The organism is Streptomyces sp. RB17, from assembly GCF_009604455.1.
In the GTDB taxonomy this organism is placed as follows: Bacteria; Actinomycetota; Actinomycetes; order Streptomycetales; family Streptomycetaceae; genus Streptomyces.
Genome location: NZ_WEGL01000008.1, coordinates 495209 through 511709, shown reverse-complemented (window position 1 = coordinate 511709; position 16501 = coordinate 495209). Strand labels below are relative to the sequence as shown.

Sequence of the window (16501 nt, the reverse complement as noted above, 5' to 3'; positions counted from 1 at the left end):
GCAGCAGGCTGCCGGGCACGACTGCGGAACGGCGGACCGTCGGCGACGTCGGCCCCGTCGGCCGGGGTCGGGTCGCCGGGAGCTACCAGCGCACCGGCAGGCTGCGTACGCCTCTCATCAGCAGGCCGGGGAGCCATGCGCCGGGTGGGCCGTCGAGGGCCAGGGCGGGGGCGCGGCGCAGGAGGGTGCCGATGGCCGTGCGGCCCTCCAGGCGGGCCAGGGGGGCGCCGAGGCAGTAGTGGACGCCGTGGCCGAAGGCGAGGTGGCCGCGGGGGTCGCGACGGATGTCGAAACGGTCCGGGTCGGCGTAGCGGGCGGCGTCGCGCTGGGCGGCGGTGAGGCCGATCATCACGTGCTCGCCCTGCCCGATCCGGGTGCCGCCGATCTCCAGGGGCTCGGCGGCGTAACGGAAGGTGGCGGTCTCCACCGGGCCCTCGTAGCGCAGCATCTCCTCGATCGCGCCGTCCAGCAGGCCCATGTCGGCGCGGAGGGCGGCGAGTTGGCCGGGGTGGGTGAGCAGCGCCAGGACGCCGTTGCCGATGAGGTTGACCGTGGTCTCATGGCCGGCGATCAGCAGCAGGTAGGCCATGCCGCGCAGCTCCTCCGCCGAGAGCCGGTCGCCGTCCTCGGCGGTGGTGCGGATCAGGTCGCTCAGCAGGTCGTCGGCCGGACCGGCGCACCGTTTGTCCTCGATCAGCTCCGTCAGGTACTCGGCCAGGCGGACCACCGCGTCGTACTCGCTCTGCGCGCTGGTCGGTGCGACCACCTCCGTGGACAGTTTCCGGAACTCGTCGCGGTCCAGCTCCGGGACCCCGAGCAGTTCGCAGATGACGGTGATGGGCAGCGGGTAGGCGAGCGAGCCGATGAGGTCGGCGCGGCCGGCCGGGAGCATCGCGTCCAGCAGGTCGTCGGTGATCTGCTGGACACGCGGACGCAGTCGCTCGACCCGGCGCGTCGTGAAGGCCCGGGCGACGAGGCCGCGCAGGCGGGTGTGCTGCGGCCGGTCGGTGGCCAGCAGGTGCCGGCCGATCAGGTCCTCGTCGAGGAAGGTCACGCCGATCCTGCTGCCGTCCTTGGCCAGGCGCGGGTCGGCGAGCGCCGCGCGGGCCTCCTCGTACCCCACGACGAGCCAGCTCTCGTGACCCTCGCCGGCGTCCGGCTGCCGGACGCGGTGGACCGGGCCCCGCTCGCGCAGGCGGGCGTACACCGCGTGCGGGTTCCGGCGCAGCTCGTCGCCGTACTCCCCCAGGTCGATCAGCTCCATGCCCTTACCGTCCTCCCCTTGCGGCCCCCGAGGCCAGGACAGCAGCACCCCGTACCACGACAACGTCCCGGGCACCCGATCAGTGCCCGTCGTCCTCCAGGAGTCCGGCGTCGTACGCCAGCAGCGCGATCTGGACGCGGTTGTCGAGGCCGAGTTTGGCGAGGATGCGGGAGACGTGGGTCTTGACGGTGGCCACGCTCATGAACAGCTCGGCGGCGATCGCGGCGTTGGCGAGACCGCGGCCGACGGCGACGGCCACCTCGCGTTCGCGGTCGTTGAGGACGGCGAGCCGTTCACGCGCGCGTGCCTGGCGCGCGTCGGCGGCGCCGCCGGCCGCGTGCCGCATCAACTGCCGGGTGACGGCGGGCGACAGCACGGGGTCGCCGGCCGCGACCCGGCGCACGGCGTCGACGATCTCGGCGGGCGGGGTGTCCTTCAGCACGAATCCGGCGGCGCCCGCGCGCAGGGCGTGCAGCACCTGTTCGTCGGCGTGGAAGGTGGTGAGCACCACGACCTGCGGGGCGTCGGCCCGCGCGCGCAGCCGCTCGGTCGCGGTGAGACCGTCCACCGACGGCATCCGGATGTCCATGAGGACGACGTCCGGCCGGGTCCGCGCGGCGAGCTCCTCGGCCTGGGCGCCGTCCGCGGCCTCCCCGACGATCTCGATGTCCTCGGCCCCGCCGATCATCAGGGCCAGTCCGGCCCGTACGAGCGGGTCGTCGTCGACGAGGAGCAGTCTGATCGGCGTCATGCGCCCTACGTAATCACGGTCGCGCGGGCCATGGCGCCCGGCCTGCGCGCCCGGGGGCGGTCCGCGTGACCTGATGCCGCGTCGGCCGCGCGGGACCACGCCGTCGGCGCCGCCGTGCGCCGCAGCAGGGGTCGAGAGCGCGGATCCCGATCAAGGCGTCCGGCCGGACGCACCTCGCCTCCTGGGGAACGGAAGTTGCATCGAGCCGATCGGCGTCAGGCGACATGTGCCGGTGTTCGGTCGACCCGTCGCATCGGGCGCATGTGCCGCCTGGCCAGGGCGGGTTGACCGGAGCGGCCGTGGAATCACCGCTGGTGCGCAGGCCGGTCGTCACCCGGTCGAGGGTGCGTCGTGGTGCCGGTGGCGCCCCGGGCTCCATCGGTCGCGGGCCGCTCGCCCGGCCGGAACCGGCTTCGGCGGACCGGCGTGCGAGGGGCACCCTCAGGACGTCGGTCCCGGCCGTTCCCAGGGCAGCCGGGCCCGTACCTCGAAGCCGCCGTCGGCCGTGCTGCCGTGCTCCAGTCGGCCGCCGGTCAGGGTCGCACGTTCGGTGAGGCCGATCAGACCCTGCCCGGAGCCGGGGACGGGCGTGGGCTCGGTGGTGGGCGGCGGGTTGGTGACCGTGACGGTGAGGCCCTCGCCGGGGGCGCCGATGAGGCTCAGGGCGACCTCGGCGCCGGGCGCGTGTTTACGGGCGTTGGTCAGGGCCTCCTGGGCGATGCGGTAGGCGGTACGGCCGACGGAGGCGGGCACGGCGGCCGGGTCCGCGACACGGTGGTCCAGGGTGACCTTCATGCCCGCCTCGCGGCACTCGGCGACCAGGGCGTCCAACCCTGCCAGCGTCGGCCGGCGCCGCTCGCCGGCGGCGTCCTCGGCCTCGCCGGCCCGCAGCACACCGATGATCTCCCGCAGATCCTGGAGCGCCTCGTGCGCACTCTCCCGGATCACACCCGCGGCCCGGGCGATCTCCTCGCGCGGCGCGTCCGGCCGGAACTCCAGCGCGCCCGCATGCACGCTGAGCAGGGTGAGCCGGTGGGCGAGGACGTCGTGCATCTCGCGGGCGATGGCCTCGCGGGCGAGCCGCTGCGCCTGCTCGGCGCGCAGCCGCGCCTCGGTCTCCGCCCGGCGGGCCCGCTCCCGCAGGCTGAGCATCAGCAGCCGCTTGGAGCGCACGAACATGCCCCAGCCGATGACGGAGACCGCGAGCAGCACGGCGAACACCACGGAACCCGCGTAGGGCAGGTCCTGGTCCGGGCGCAGCCAGTAATAGAGGGGTACGAGGGCGAGGTCGGCCCCGCCGATCCAGGCGACGTAGCGGAAGGGCCGGTGCACGGCGAGGGTGAACAGCGCGACCATGGCGGCGCCGCCCGCGGTGGAGGACACGAAGCCGACGACGACCACCGCGGCGGCGAGGCCGACCGGCAGGCGTCGGCGCAGCCAGACGGCGGCGCAGGACAGCACGCCGAGCAGCACGTCGGCGACGGCGAGGCCCCGGGGCGTGTGCTGTTGCCGGAGCAGAACGGTGGCGGTCGCCAGGAACAGGAGGACAGCCAGGAGGAAGCAGCAGGTGTCGACGACCCAGTCCCGTGCGGTGCGCCGGGGCCGCCGGCCGGCCGGGCCGGAGTCCGAGTCGAGCCCGTGCAGCAGGGCCGAGGGCAGCATCCACGGGCGGGGCCACGCCCCGCGCGCCACGGTGTGGTCGAGCCCGTTCTCTGTCACGGTCGACAAATCTACGCAGGACGCGGCGTGCCGGTCGCGCCGTGGCGGCGATCGGCTACCAAAGTCGCGGACTCATCGACTTTCGGCGAACGGCAGGTCTCCCCTGGGAGTTTTCTCGTGCCACCGGACCGACGCGCCCTTGTAGGAACCTATGAAGAGACGGCCCCGACCTGCGGACGCTTTCATGTCTTCCACTCCTGGCCGACTCCACTCGACCCGCTGTGTACTCCTCGTACAAGTTGCAACAGGCCAAGACGAGTTGCAAGGAAACGATCAGGCTCCGCGTCCGGATGCCAACGTCCCTACCGTCTCCGCACAAGGAGTGACCGTGACCACGCACACCCAGGAAACGAGCGTCCAGGAGTCCGAGCGCGCCTGGCTGGAGCAGGCGATCAGGCTGGCCGCCGGCAGCGTGGCGGACGGCGGCGGCCCGTTCGGTGCGCTGGTCGCCAAGGACGGAGAGGTCGTCGCGATCGGGAACAACCAGGTCACCGCCACCCTGGACCCGGTGGCGCACGCCGAGGTGAGCGCGATGCGTGCCGCGTGCAAGGCACTGGACACCTTCTCGCTCGAGGGCTGCGTCCTGATCACCTCGTGCGAGCCCTGTCCGATGTGCCTGTCCGCCGCCCTGTGGGCGCGTGTCGACCGGGTCGTCTACGCCGCCGACCGGCACGACGCCGCGGTGGCCGGCTTCGACGACCGCAAGTTCTACGACCTGTTCGAGAAGAAGCCCGCGTCGATGTGGCCGATGTCGGTCCACCGGCTGGACCTGCCGAACCGCACGGCACCGTTCGACGCGTGGCTGGCCAAGTCCGACCGCATCGACTACTGACAAGCAGCCGGCGGAGATCGTGTCGGGTACGGGCCGGCAGCCGCCGCCCGCCCGGCACCGGACGGCAGCGGCCCGCCGGGGGCGATCGCCGGTGGAACGCTCGTGCCCGCACGGCAGTGCCCCGCCCCGCGGCACCTGGGTGGGGGGTGGGCCGCGGGGCGGGGCGGACTGGTGCGTCGGTTCTGTCGCGCTGTTCCTCGGATCCTGTCGTCCTCCGGCTCAGCAGCCGAAGTCGATCAGGTCGAACGTGGCGTAGTGGTCGGAGGTGTAGTAGTCCTCCTGGGACTGCTCGCCGGTGACGATGCGCCGGGCACCGCGCGTGGAGGAGCCCGGAGTGATCACCGTGTACTCGTGGTAGTAGCCGGAGGGCTCGCTGGGCAGGACGCCCTCACGGTTGGAGAAGACGGTGCCGTCCTGCGAGTACGGGTACGGGCCGCCCTGGGCGATCAGGTCCAGGGTGTCGTGGGCCTGTGACGGCAGGTCGCCGTAGCAGATGCTGCCGACCGACGAGGCTGCGGCGTCCGCCGTGGTGGCGGAGACGGTGCCGCCCACGAGAAGGGCGGACAGGAGCGCGGCTGCGGCGCCGATGCGAGTGGCGCGTGGGGGGAATCTCATGCCTTCATGATGACGCGCGTAGACGTTGGCATGTCAACGACAAGATTGAAGATTTTCCCTTCAAGTCCGATGAGTTTTCGCGAAGTTAACCTGCCGCCCTGCGTCCCCACGCGGTCCCCACGAGCACCAGCGCACCACCCGCGAGAGCGAGCATCCCGATCCGTTCCCCGCCCAGGGCGATCCCCGCCGCGGCGGCCCACAGCGGCTCGGTGCCGAGCAACAGACCGACCCGGGACGGGGAGGTACGGCGGACGGCCCACATCTGTACGAAGAAGGCGAACACCGTGCACAGCGCGGACAGGAACAGCAGCCCCGCCCACTCCCGGGCGCCGAACCCGGTCGCGACCGCCCAGGGCGCCGGACCACCCGAGACCGCCGACAGCAGGGCGAAGACCGCGACGGACGCGCCGAGTTGGACCGTGGTCAGCGGCAGCGCGTCGGCGCCCTGTACGGCCCTGAGCCGGGACATGGCGAGCACGTGCAGCGTGCGGGCGAGCGCGGCGAGCAGCATCAGCAGATCGCCGGTGCTCGGCCGGGTGAAGCCGCCGCCCTGGGTGAGCAGGACGACGCCGAGCACCGACAGCAGCGCCGCGCCGAGGAACGCCGGGGTGGGCCGGGTGCGGGTGACCGCGGCCTCGGCGAGCGGGGTGAAGACCATGGTGAGGCTGATGATCAGTCCGGCGTTGGTCGCCGAGGTGTGCACCACGCCGTACGTCTCCAGCAGGAAGATCCCGCTGAGGATCAGCCCGAGCAGGGCCGCGCCGCGCCACTGGGCGCCGCTGAGCGCCCGCAGGGCCCGGCGGCCTGCGACGGCCAACGCGGGTACGGCGAGCGCGAACCGCAGCACCAGGACGGCCAGGACCGTACGGGCGGTGGTGATGTCCTTCGCGGCGAGGTAGCTGGCGCCCCAGCAGACCGCGACGAGAAGGACGGGCAGGTCGGTGTGCCAGGCACGGCGGGGCAGGACGGCGGCGCCCGGTACGGCGATCGAGGACATACGGGCGGCTCTCCCGGTCTCCGAGGGGGGTGCGGAGACATCGGCGGCTCACGCGGGGCGCGATCACCGTACCGGCGGCGACGATCTTCTGCCAGGGGTTTGCCGACCAGGGGTCTGTCCGTGCCTCAGGCGTTCTCGGGCAGTTCGTACGACCCGTACTCCGGGTCGCCCGCCAGGTCGTAGGTCTGGATGGAGACGCCCGATGCGGTGACGCGTCCGCCGGTGTGCCGGAAGCGGGTGGGGACCGCGCCGTCCAGGAAGAGGCGGTGACCGGAGCCGAGGACGACCGGGAAGGTCACCAGGTGGAGGGTGTCGAGGAGCCGGAGGTCGATCAGGGAACGGACCAGGGCGCCGCTGCCGTGCACCTGGAGTTCGCCGTCCGTGCGCTCCTTCAGGGCCTGCACCTCCTTGGCGAGGTCGCCGCCGAGCACGGTGGTGCCGGACCACTCGGGGGCCTGGAGGGTGGACGAGACGACGTACTTGGGGAGGTCGTTGAGCCGGGAGGCGATGGGGTCGGCCGGGTCGGTCACCTTCGGCCAGTAGGCGGCGAAGATGTCGTACGTACGGCGGCCGAGGAGGAACGCGGTGGAGCGGTCGAAGACCTCGGTCACGAACCGGCCGAAGTCGTCGTCGCCGAACGTGAAACTCCAGCCGCCGTGCTCGAAGCCGCCCCTGGTGTCCTCCTCGGGGCCGCCGGGTGCCTGGTAGACGCCGTCGAGCGTGACGAAGATCGTGGAGACGAGCTTGCCCATGGCTGGTGCCTTCTTCCGTGTGCGAGGTCTTTCGGTCACCGGGTAAGACCCCGCACGCCTCCACAACTCATCGGTTCAGCCGGCGTGGGTGGAGAACAGTCCGCCGGTCGGGCCCTGCTTGTCGCCGCCCTGGGCCTTCTTCAGGGCGTTGGCGAGGCTCTCGATGGTGAGGGACTGCAGGATCACCCGGCCGTTGCCCTCCAGGGTGGCCAGGGACAGGCCCTCGCCGCCGAACACGGCGTTCATGATCCCCTGGCGGTTGAGGCCGCCGACGCGCTGGACGCCGTACTGGATGCCCTCCTCGAAGGCGACCACACAGCCGGTGTCCACCTCTATGCGGCCGCCGAAGTCCGCCGGGTTGAGGTCGATGAAGTTGCCCGCACCGGCGATGATCACCGTGCCGTACCCGGTGAACTTCTCCAGGATGAAGCCCTCGCCGCCGCTCATGCCGGTGCGGCCGCCGGCGAAGGCGATGCCGAAGTCGACGGTGGACTCGGCGGCCACGAAGGCGTCCTTCTCGGCGAACCACGCGCGCGTGCCGTCGAGTTCCAGGGCCCGCATCTCGCCCGGGAGCACGCCGGCGAAGCCGACCGTGCCCTCGCCGCCCTGGGAGGTGAAGTACTGGAACGCCAGCGACTCACCCGCGAGCATGCGCTGGCCCACCTGCATGGCGGTGCCCATGGCCTGGCGGAGCAGGCCGCCCATGCCGCCGCTCCCGCCGCCCTGTCCCTGCTGCCCGCCGTTGCCGGACGGGCCGGACAGCCGCGTCTCCATGGTCACGTTCGTCGTCTTGAACAGGAACTTCCCGGCCTCGCAGTACACGGTCTGGCCGGGCTGCAGGTTGACGACCGCCATCTGCATGGCGTTGCCGACGATCTCTTGCTGAAGGGTCACGCGGGAAGAACGCGGGAGAGGGACCCGTAAGTTCCTGGGGCCCGGAAACGGGTCCTTGTGGGTGACACGCGGGGCGCCCCAGTGCTGTCCAGGCCGGAGCGCCCCGCGCGGACAGGGGGTGGGTCAGCCGCCCAGTTCCTGGTGCCGGGCGGCGAGGCCGGCCGCGCCCTGCTCGGTCAGCGAGCCGAACAGGCGCAGGCGGGAGATGCCGCCGTCGGGGAAGATGTCGATCCGCGCGTGCGTGCCGACGGCCGGGGCCGGGAGCACGAAGCGGTGGTCGGTGTCGGGCTGCAGGCGGGTGCGCGGGAGGACCTCGGTCCAGTCGCCGTGCTCGCCGTCCTTCACCGACACCGACGCCCAGCCCGCGCTGTTGCCCTTCAGATAGGCCGTGTCGATCTCGATCGCGCGGATCTGGGACTGGCCGACGAGCTGGTAGCGGATCCAGTCGTTGCCCTGGTCGCGGCGGCGGCGGGTCTCCCAGCCGTCGTCCATCTTGCGGGAGCGGCCCGGCTGGATGGTGTTGGTGGCCGGGGAGTAGAAGAGGTTGGAGGCGTCCTCGACCCGGCCGCCGTTCTCCAGGGCGACCACGTCGAAGGTGCCGAGGACCGCGAGCCACTCGGGGTCGGGAACGACCTCGCCGTACACGCGCAGGCGCGCGATGCCGCCGTCGGGGTGCTGGTTGACCCGCAGGTGGGTGAAGCGCTGCTCGACGGTGACCTCGAAGCCGTTGGCCGCATGGCCGCCGACGGCGGTGCGCGGGACGACCGTCGTCCACTTCACGTCCTCGCCCAGCAGTTCCTCCGGGGACGGCGAGCCGGGTACGGACGTGGCCTCGACGGAGACCGCCTGCGGGTAGTTGCCGCGGAAGTGGGCGGTGTCGACGACGATCCCGCGGATCACCCCGGGCGCGCCGAGGCGGACCAGCGCCCAGTCGTGGTCCTCGGCGGTCGGCCAGGGGTGCTCGGCGGAGACGCCGCGCCGGCGGCGGGTCTCCCAGCCGTCCATGATCTTGCCCTTGTGCCCGAAGTGCTCCGGGTCGAACTCGGCCGGCTCGGGCACCAGCAGGTTCTCGCGCTGGGCGAAGAACTCGTCGTTGGCGGCGATGACACCGGCGCCGAGCTGCCGGTCGGCGAGGTTGGCGTACTGGGTGAAGGGGAAGTCGGCGGTGCGGTAGTCCGCGTACGGGTCGCCGCCTCCGTAGGGGTTCGCGTCGCCGGTGAAGCTCTGTGTCGCCGTCACGGGGATCAGGGGGTCCTTTCTGGAGTCGGCCGGTTGCGGATGCGGGGGTGGCTTACTGGGGGCGGGCGAGCAGCGTGCCCTTCGGCTCGGTGAACTCGCCGTCGTGGACGATGCGTTCGCCGCGCAGCCAGGTGGACTTCACGACACCGTGCAGGGTCTTGCCGGCGTACGCGGTGACCCGGTTGCGGTGCTGCAGGCCGGCCGGGTCGACGGTGAAGGTCTCGTCGGGGGCGAGGACCGCGAAGTCGGCGTCGTGGCCGGGGGCGATGGCGCCCTTGCGCGCACCGAGGCCGACCAGGGCGGCGGTCTTGGCGGACATCCAGCGCACCACGTCCTCCAGGCCGTACCCACGCGCGCGTGCCTCGGTCCATGTGGCGGAGAGGCTGAGCTGGAGGCCGGAGATGCCGCCCCAGGCGGTGGCGAAGTCGTCGGTCTTGAGGTCGGCGGTGGAGGGCGAGTGGTCGGTGACGACACAGTCGATGGTGCCGTCGGCCAGCGCCTCCCACAGCAGGTCCTGGTTGGCGGCCTCGCGGATGGGCGGGCAGCACTTGAACTCGCTGGCGCCGTCGGGGACTTCCTCGGCGGTCAGGGTGAGGTAGTGCGGGCAGGTCTCCACGGTGATCCGCACGCCCTCGGCGCGGGCGGCGCGGATCAGCGGCAGCGCGTCGCTGGAGGACAGGTGCAGCACGTGCACGCGTGCGTGGAGGCGGCGGGCCTGCGCGATCAGGTTCGTGATGGCCGTGTCCTCCGCGTCGCGTGGGCGGGAGGCGAGGAAGTCGGCGTACTTGGGGCCGCCGTGCTGCGGGGCTGCGGCGAGGTGGTGCGGGTCCTCGGCGTGCACGATCAGCAGGCCGCCGAAGCCGGCGATCTCCGCCAGGGACCGGTCGAGCTGGTCCTGGTCGAGGTGCGGGAACTCGTCCGCGCCGGACGGGGACAGGAAGGCCTTGAAGCCGAAGACGCCGGCGTCGTGCAGCGGGCGCAGGTCCTTGACGTTGTCGGGCAGGGCGCCACCCCAGAAGCCGACGTCGATGTGCGCCTTGTCGGCGGCCACCTCCTGCTTCACGCGCAGGTTGTCGACGGTCGTGGTCGGCGGGAGGGAGTTGAGCGGCATGTCGACCAGCGTGGTGATGCCGCCGGCCGCGGCCGCGCGGGTGGCCGTCCAGAAGCCCTCCCACTCGGTGCGGCCCGGGTCGTTGACGTGCACGTGGGTGTCGACCAGGCCGGGCAGCAGCACGTGGTCACCGACGTCCTCCAGCCGCGAGCCGGCCGGGACCTCCGCGTCGTAGGGCAGGACGGCCGTGATCCGCCCGGCGGACACGGTGACCGTCGCGGCCCGCGTCCCTTCCGGCGTGATGACGCGCGTCGAGCGCAGGACCAGTTCAGCGTCGGACACCCGAACCCCTCTCTGTACCGCCGTTTTACGCCTCAGAAACGGGATTTACACCCACGTAACGGATTTCAACGTTCTGTTGAAGGAGTCTTCACTCCCACTTCCCCGCCGTCAAGGGGCACACTTCTGGACAGCGGCCGAACCGCTCCGACTCTGGACGTTTCCACAAAGCGGAATTACAATTCCAGCAAGCAGAACGTAGCTACGTACAAGCAGGGAGTCAACCGGCTGCCGGGTAGGCTTCTGACCTCCCGCCAGCCCCGAAAGGAAGCGCCGTGCCGACGTCCAGCGCCAGCACCACCGACTCCGCCAAACCCTCCTCCGCGGGCGGGGTCCAGTCCCTGGAGCGCGCCTTCGACCTGCTCGAGCGGATGGCGGACGCGGGAGGCGAGGTCGGCCTGAGCGAGCTGTCCGCGACCAGCGGACTGCCGCTGCCGACCATCCACCGGCTGATGCGCACGCTGGTCGCCTGCGGCTACGTCCGCCAGCAGCCGAACCGGCGGTACGCGCTCGGCCCCCGGCTGATCCGTCTCGGCGAGTCGGCGTCCCGGCTGCTCGGCACGTGGGCGCGGCCGTATCTCGCGCGGCTGGTCGAGGAGACCGGCGAGACCGCGAACATGGCGCTGCTGGACGGCGACGAGATCGTGTACGTGGCCCAGGTGCCGTCGAAGCACTCGATGCGCATGTTCACCGAGGTGGGCCGCAGGGTGCTGCCGCACTCGACCGGGGTGGGCAAGGCACTGTTGGCCGGGGTGCCGGATGACGAGGTACGGGCGCTGCTGTCCCGTACGGGGATGCCCGCCGCGACGGAAAAGACAATCACCACGCCCGACGGGTTCCTGACGGCTCTGGAGGAGGTACGGCAGCTGGGGTACGCCGTCGACGACAACGAGCAGGAGATAGGGGTGCGGTGCCTGGCGGTGTCCGTACCGGAGTCTCCGACGGCCGCGGCGATCTCCATCTCGGGGCCGGCCGGGCGGGTCACGGAAGCGGCTACGGACAAGATCGTGCCGGTGTTGCAGCAGATCGCCCTTGAACTGTCTCAGGCTTTGGCCAGTTCGGGCGCCTGAGCGCTCGGGGGGGGATCTGATCGTTTGCGGGTGCGGGTGCTTCGTGGCTGATCGCGCCCACGCGGCGGAGCCGCACATCGACACAGCCCCGCGCCCCTGAGCAGGGCCGCTCGTCCCAGCCCTCAGGCCCTCGGCGACTCCCCGAACAGATCCACCGCCTGCCGGACGTCCCCCAGCCCCCTCGCCAGGGCGCTCACCGAACCGATGGCGCCGGCGATCAGTAACAGGGCGCTGCGCAGGCGCGGGATCTCCGGGGAGCCGCCGGAGGCCATCGCAGCCAGCGTCGCCAGTTCGTCCTCGGCGATGGCGCGGTCGGGGAAGTCGGACGGGAGCGCGGCGAGTTCGCGGCGCAGCCGGGACACCGCGGTCCGCAGTTCCGCCACTCTCGGGTCCTCGACGCTGCCGGTCACTGGCCTCTGCCCCAAGCTCCGCAACACAGCCCTCCCCCTCACACTCCGTCGTGCGCGGGTCAGTAAACGCCACCGTGTCCGGGAGCGCCACCGCGCGGACCGAAATTCAGCCCAGGGAAACCGGCCGCCGCATCCCCCGTCAGGTATGCAGGACGCATGACGGACAACCATCACGCGGCGGTCGCCGGGCTGCTGCTCGCCGCCGGCGGAGGCAGACGGCTCGGCGGGCGGCCCAAGGCACTGCTGGAGCACCGGGGGCGCCCACTGGTCGAGCACGCGGTCGGGGTGCTGCGCGCGGCCGGGTGCGCCCGGATCCACGTCGTGCTGGGGGCGCGGGCGGACGACGTCCGCCGGCGTGCCGACCTCGGGGGATGCGTGCTCGTGGACAACCCGGACTGGGCCGAGGGCATGGGCTCCTCACTGCGCGCCGGCCTCGCCTCGCTGGCCGGTACGGGGGCGCGCGCGGCCCTGGTGAGCCTTGTGGACCAGCCGGGCATCGGACCGGCGGCCGTGGCGCGCGTGCTCGGCGCCTACGAGGACGAGAAATCGCTGGTCTCGGCCGCCTACGACGGCACGCGCGGCCATCCGGTGCTCTTCGGCGCGGCGCACTGGCCGGGGATCGCGGCAACGGCCACCGGGGACCGTGGGGCCCGCGCCTATCTGCAGGAGCACGCGGGCCTGATCCGGCTCGTGGAGTGCGCGGACGTGGCCGAGCCGTACGACATCGACACCGAGGCCGACCTGCGCCACCTTGAGTGAAGGGGTGGCACTGGGCGCCACCTTGCCTCGACTCAGAGAATCTCGACATCAACAAACCATTGAAGTTCCACGATGAGGAAACTACTATCCACTGTTCAGAAGCGCCTGCCCGCACAGTCGGCGCTGTCCGCCCTATTCGTGCCACTAGGCACCCGGTGCCACCGCTGAAGGAAGTGACAGCTCATGTCCGCACCAGCGCCGTCCCCGCTGGCCATCGTCGACGCCGAGCCCCTGCCCCGGCAGGAAGAGGTCCTCACGGACGCGGCGCTCGCCTTCGTGGCGGAGCTGCACCGGCGGTTCACCCCGCGCCGTGACGAACTCCTCGCCCGCCGGGCCGAGCGCCGCGCCGAGATCGCCCGCACCTCCACGCTCGACTTCCTGCCCGAGACGGCCGCCATCCGCGCGGACGACTCCTGGAAGGTCGCCCCGGCCCCGGCCGCGCTGAACGACCGGCGCGTCGAGATCACCGGCCCCACCGACCGCAAGATGACGATCAACGCGCTCAACTCGGGCGCGAAGGTCTGGCTCGCCGACTTCGAGGACGCCTCCGCGCCCACCTGGGAGAACGTGGTCCTCGGCCAGGCCAACCTGATCGACGCCTACACGCGGAACATCGACTTCACCGACCCGAAGTCCGGCAAGACGTACGCCCTCCGGCCCAACGAGGAACTCGCCACCGTCGTCATGCGGCCGCGCGGCTGGCACCTGAACGAGCGTCACCTGGTCGACACCGACGGTACGCCGGTGCCGGGTGCCTTCGTCGATTTCGGCCTGTACTTCTTCCACAACGCCCAGCGGCTGCTGGACCTCGGCAAGGGCCCGTACTTCTACCTGCCGAAGACCGAGTCACACCTCGAGGCGCGCCTGTGGAACGACGTCTTCGTCTTCGCGCAGGACCACCTCGGCATCCCGCAGGGCACCATCCGCGCCACCGTGCTGATCGAGACCATCACGGCCGCGTACGAGATGGAGGAGATCCTCTACGAACTCCGCGACCACGCCTCGGGGTTGAACGCCGGCCGCTGGGACTACCTGTTCTCCATCGTGAAGAACTTCCGTGACGGCGGACGGAAGTTCGTCCTCCCGGACCGCAACGCCGTCACGATGACCGCCCCGTTCATGCGCGCGTACACCGAACTCCTCGTCCGCACCTGCCACAAGCGCGGCGCGCACGCGATCGGCGGCATGGCCGCGTTCATCCCGTCCCGCCGGGACGCCGAGGTCAACAAGGTCGCCTTCGAGAAGGTCCGCGCCGACAAGGACCGCGAGGCGAACGACGGTTTCGACGGCTCCTGGGTCGCCCACCCCGACCTCGTCCCGATCGCCATGGAGTCCTTCGACAAGGTGCTCGGCGACAAGCCGAACCAGAAGGACCGGCTGCGCGAGGACGTCCACGTGGCGGCCGCCGACCTGATCGCGATCGACTCGCTGGACGCGAAGCCGACGTACGCGGGTCTCGTCAACGCCGTCCAGGTCGGCATCCGGTACATCGAGGCCTGGCTGCGCGGGCTCGGCGCGGTCGCCATCTTCAACCTGATGGAGGACGCGGCCACCGCCGAGATCTCCCGCTCCCAGATCTGGCAGTGGATCAACGCGGGCGTCGAGTTCGAGAACGGCGACACGGCAACGCCGGAGCTGGCCCGCAAGGTCGCCGCCGAGGAACTGTCGGACATCCGCCAGGAGATCGGTGAGCAGGCCTTCGCCGCCGGCCACTGGCAGGAGGCCCACGACCTGCTGCTGAAGGTCTCCCTGGACGAGGACTACGCCGACTTCCTCACCCTTCCGGCGTACGAGCAGCTCCAGGGCTGACGACTACGCGGTCTTGTCCGAGTGGCCCAGGGACTTCCCCGGGGCCACTCGGTCGCGTACGAGACCCTTGACCGCCGTGGGCTCCGGGAAGCCCTGCTCCCTTCGGTCCCACACCACCTCGCCGTCCACCCGGACCACGAAGACGCCCCCGGTGCCGGGCTTGAGCGCCAGCTCGGTCAGCTCGGCCTCGAAGGTGGTGAGCAGTTCCTGCGCCAGCCAGGCCGCGCGGGGCAGCCAGCGGCACTGTGTGCAGTACTCGATCTGTACGACGTGGGTCATCCGATGTGCCTCATCCCAGGTGCACCGACCAGTCCTGTGCCGCCGCCGGCTTGCCGTGCAGGTCGGGGACGCGCTTGAGCCAGTCCGGGCGGCCGGCCTGTGTCCTCGCCGCGCGCGCGGCCTCCTCGGCCGCGAGCTGCTCGCGGCTCGGGAAGTCGGTGGGCAGCCACTCGGACGACAGGCGCACACGGGCCAGGAGGTAGTCGACGTAGGCGGCGCGGACGTCGTCCGGGGTCGCGAAGCCGGCGTCCTCGGCGAGCCACGCGTCCGGCACCTCGGCGACGATCCCGCGCAGCAGGTCCTCGGTCACCCTCGGGGCCAGTTCGGTGTCGGCGGCGCGGACGTCGGGGCCGTAGTGGCCGAGGGCGTGCCGGCGGAAGTCGTACTTCTTGCCCGGGGTCGTGGTGTCCCAGCGGTGGTGGAAGACCAGGGCGGCACCGTGGTCGATGAGCCACAGGCGGGGCGGGGCGGTGCCGAGCGTGGGCCAGACCATGAGGTTGGAGCTGTGGACCGTACGGTCCACGTTGACGGTCAGCGCGTCCAGCCAGACGATCCGGCCCGCCTCCTGCGGGTCCACGGGGAAGTCCCTGGCGATCTCCGGGGTGAAGTCCCGTGCGCCCGGCAGGTAGTCCATCCCGAGGTTCACGCCCGCGCTCGCGCCGTGCAGCTCCCGCACCTCCTGGTGCGGCTCGCCGGCGGCGATCGTGGGGTCGAAGTGGACGAGGACCAGCTCGGGGAAGCGCAGCCCGAGCGCGCGGGCGAGCTCTCCGACGATCACCTCGGCGACCAGCGCCTTGTGTCCCTGCGCCGAACCGGTGAACTTCACGACGTACGTGCCCAGGTCGTCGGCCTCGACGACTCCGGGGACGGAGCCGCCGGACCGCAGGGGTGCGATGTAGCGGGTCGCGGTGACCTCTCTCATCATCTTCCAAGGCCCCAGAACTTGTTCGCCTTACTTACCACGGCGGTGCACCCCTTGCTTCCTGCCCCCGGCATGAAACGAGCATAGTGCCCGCGGCTTCCGGACCGCCCCGATCGCCTCCAGCGGTGCCCGGGATCCCAGCCCATTGACGCCCACTCACCCCGTTGCCACACTGACGGAAATCGATTTCAGAGAGGCATCGAGTGCATGCGTCCGTTCGATCCGGCCCAGTACCACACGCTCAAGGTGGTGAAGGCGGGCGCCGGCTGCACGTTCTTCCTCGACGGCACCCAGGCCCAGCAGCGCACCTTCAGCGGCGCGTCCTTCCCGGTGCTGCTCAACGGCCAGCCCGGTCTGGTCACCGAGGACACCGCGGCCGACTACCGCAACGTCACGGTCGGCAACACCTTCTGAGCAAGTCCCCGCCCACCGGCCCTCGATGGGGGCCCGCGCCGTAGCGGCCTCCATCAAGGCGGGTCGAGGTCGTCGGCGGGGCCCGCCCCAGGGTTCCGCCAAATCTCGGGCGTTCCCACTCCTCAACTCTTGAAATCGATATCACAGACGCCACCGCCCGCAGCCAGGGCGCCACGGAAGCCGACGACGCCATATCCCAGGCACAGGCGATCGGGATCCCGGCCGACAGCGTCCTCTACGACGACATGGAGGGCTACGACAACACCAATTCCTCCTGCAGTACCGGGGTTCTGAACTACCTCTCCGCCTGGACCGACGAACTGCACGCGCGCGGCTAGGGGGCAGGAACGAGACCTGGGGCGGTGTCACCGTCAACATCGACGGC

General features: G+C 71.5%; 18 protein-coding genes. 6 read left to right on the top strand and 12 right to left on the bottom strand.

What is annotated here, in order from left to right:
- Positions 1-82 precede the first annotated feature (82 nt).
- The 3 genes from SRB17_RS33630 to SRB17_RS33620 all read right to left on the bottom strand — a co-directional run bounded on the left by SRB17_RS33630 (position 83) and on the right by SRB17_RS33620 (position 3743).
- The gene (locus SRB17_RS33630) at positions 83-1264 is read right to left on the bottom strand and encodes a cytochrome P450 family protein (protein WP_194294218.1); all 1182 of its coding nucleotides are present in this window, start codon (positions 1262-1264) and stop codon (positions 83-85) included.
- A 79-nt stretch (positions 1265-1343) separates the two neighbouring features.
- Positions 1344-2015, bottom strand: a complete 672-nt coding sequence (locus tag SRB17_RS33625; protein WP_153543982.1) for a response regulator — start codon at positions 2013-2015, stop codon at positions 1344-1346.
- A 441-nt stretch (positions 2016-2456) separates the two neighbouring features.
- Entirely contained in the window at positions 2457-3743 is a 1287-nt protein-coding gene (locus SRB17_RS33620; protein WP_416237109.1) for a sensor histidine kinase, read from the bottom strand.
- A gap of 319 nt (positions 3744-4062) precedes the next feature.
- Between SRB17_RS33620 and SRB17_RS33615 the strand changes: the two genes are divergently transcribed.
- On the top strand, positions 4063-4566 hold the full coding sequence (locus SRB17_RS33615) for a nucleoside deaminase (protein WP_323376620.1): 504 nt from the start codon (positions 4063-4065) through the stop codon (positions 4564-4566).
- 219 nt (positions 4567-4785) lie between these two features.
- Here SRB17_RS33615 and SRB17_RS33610 read toward each other — a convergent pair whose 3' ends face one another.
- The 6 genes from SRB17_RS33610 to allB form a co-directional block, all read right to left on the bottom strand.
- On the bottom strand, positions 4786-5181 hold the full coding sequence (locus SRB17_RS33610) for a ribonuclease domain-containing protein (RefSeq protein WP_153543978.1): 396 nt from the start codon (positions 5179-5181) through the stop codon (positions 4786-4788).
- A gap of 85 nt (positions 5182-5266) precedes the next feature.
- Entirely contained in the window at positions 5267-6178 is a 912-nt protein-coding gene (locus SRB17_RS33605) for a DMT family transporter (RefSeq protein ID WP_153543976.1), read from the bottom strand.
- 125 nt (positions 6179-6303) lie between these two features.
- Complete coding sequence (locus SRB17_RS33600) at positions 6304-6930, bottom strand: dihydrofolate reductase family protein (protein WP_153543974.1); 627 nt, start codon at positions 6928-6930, stop codon at positions 6304-6306.
- Between the two features lie 75 nt (positions 6931-7005).
- Entirely contained in the window at positions 7006-7824 is an 819-nt protein-coding gene (locus SRB17_RS33595; RefSeq protein WP_323376619.1) for an AIM24 family protein, read from the bottom strand.
- Positions 7825-7947: 123 nt separating this feature from the next.
- On the bottom strand, positions 7948-9063 hold the full coding sequence (gene alc, locus SRB17_RS33590) for an allantoicase (RefSeq protein WP_323376618.1): 1116 nt from the start codon (positions 9061-9063) through the stop codon (positions 7948-7950).
- Positions 9064-9115: 52 nt separating this feature from the next.
- Positions 9116-10456, bottom strand: coding sequence for an allantoinase AllB (allB, locus tag SRB17_RS33585; RefSeq protein WP_323376617.1), 1341 nt, complete (start codon positions 10454-10456; stop codon positions 9116-9118).
- A 272-nt stretch (positions 10457-10728) separates the two neighbouring features.
- Here allB and SRB17_RS33580 point away from each other — a divergent pair, with 272 nt between their 5' ends.
- The gene (locus tag SRB17_RS33580; RefSeq protein ID WP_323376616.1) at positions 10729-11523 is read left to right on the top strand and encodes an IclR family transcriptional regulator; all 795 of its coding nucleotides are present in this window, start codon (positions 10729-10731) and stop codon (positions 11521-11523) included.
- Between the two features lie 122 nt (positions 11524-11645).
- Here SRB17_RS33580 and SRB17_RS33575 read toward each other — a convergent pair whose 3' ends face one another.
- Positions 11646-11960: a DUF5955 family protein gene (locus tag SRB17_RS33575; RefSeq protein ID WP_323376615.1), complete on the bottom strand. Its 315-nt coding sequence runs from the start codon at positions 11958-11960 to the stop codon at positions 11646-11648.
- 129 nt (positions 11961-12089) lie between these two features.
- Here SRB17_RS33575 and SRB17_RS33570 point away from each other — a divergent pair, with 129 nt between their 5' ends.
- Both SRB17_RS33570 and aceB read left to right on the top strand, forming a co-directional pair.
- A complete protein-coding gene (locus SRB17_RS33570) occupies positions 12090-12692 on the top strand; it encodes a nucleotidyltransferase family protein (RefSeq protein WP_153543966.1) in 603 nt (200 codons plus the stop codon).
- A gap of 183 nt (positions 12693-12875) precedes the next feature.
- Complete coding sequence (aceB, locus tag SRB17_RS33565) at positions 12876-14501, top strand: malate synthase A (protein ID WP_153543964.1); 1626 nt, start codon at positions 12876-12878, stop codon at positions 14499-14501.
- 3 nt (positions 14502-14504) lie between these two features.
- Here aceB and SRB17_RS33560 read toward each other — a convergent pair whose 3' ends face one another.
- Together SRB17_RS33560 and SRB17_RS33555 are read right to left on the bottom strand one after the other, a co-directional pair.
- On the bottom strand, positions 14505-14780 hold the full coding sequence (locus SRB17_RS33560) for a SelT/SelW/SelH family protein (protein ID WP_153543962.1): 276 nt from the start codon (positions 14778-14780) through the stop codon (positions 14505-14507).
- 10 nt (positions 14781-14790) lie between these two features.
- The gene (locus SRB17_RS33555) at positions 14791-15705 is read right to left on the bottom strand and encodes a HipA family kinase (protein ID WP_153543960.1); all 915 of its coding nucleotides are present in this window, start codon (positions 15703-15705) and stop codon (positions 14791-14793) included.
- 204 nt (positions 15706-15909) lie between these two features.
- On the opposite strand from SRB17_RS33555, the gene SRB17_RS33550 reads away from it, so the two are divergent.
- Positions 15910-16116 carry a hypothetical protein gene (locus tag SRB17_RS33550; RefSeq protein WP_153543958.1) on the top strand — a complete coding sequence of 69 codons (207 nt, stop codon included), beginning with the start codon at positions 15910-15912 and terminating at the stop codon, positions 16114-16116.
- 134 nt (positions 16117-16250) lie between these two features.
- Positions 16251-16454 carry a glycoside hydrolase domain-containing protein gene (locus SRB17_RS48620; protein ID WP_416237113.1) on the top strand — a complete coding sequence of 68 codons (204 nt, stop codon included), beginning with the start codon at positions 16251-16253 and terminating at the stop codon, positions 16452-16454.
- Positions 16455-16501 lie beyond the last annotated feature (47 nt).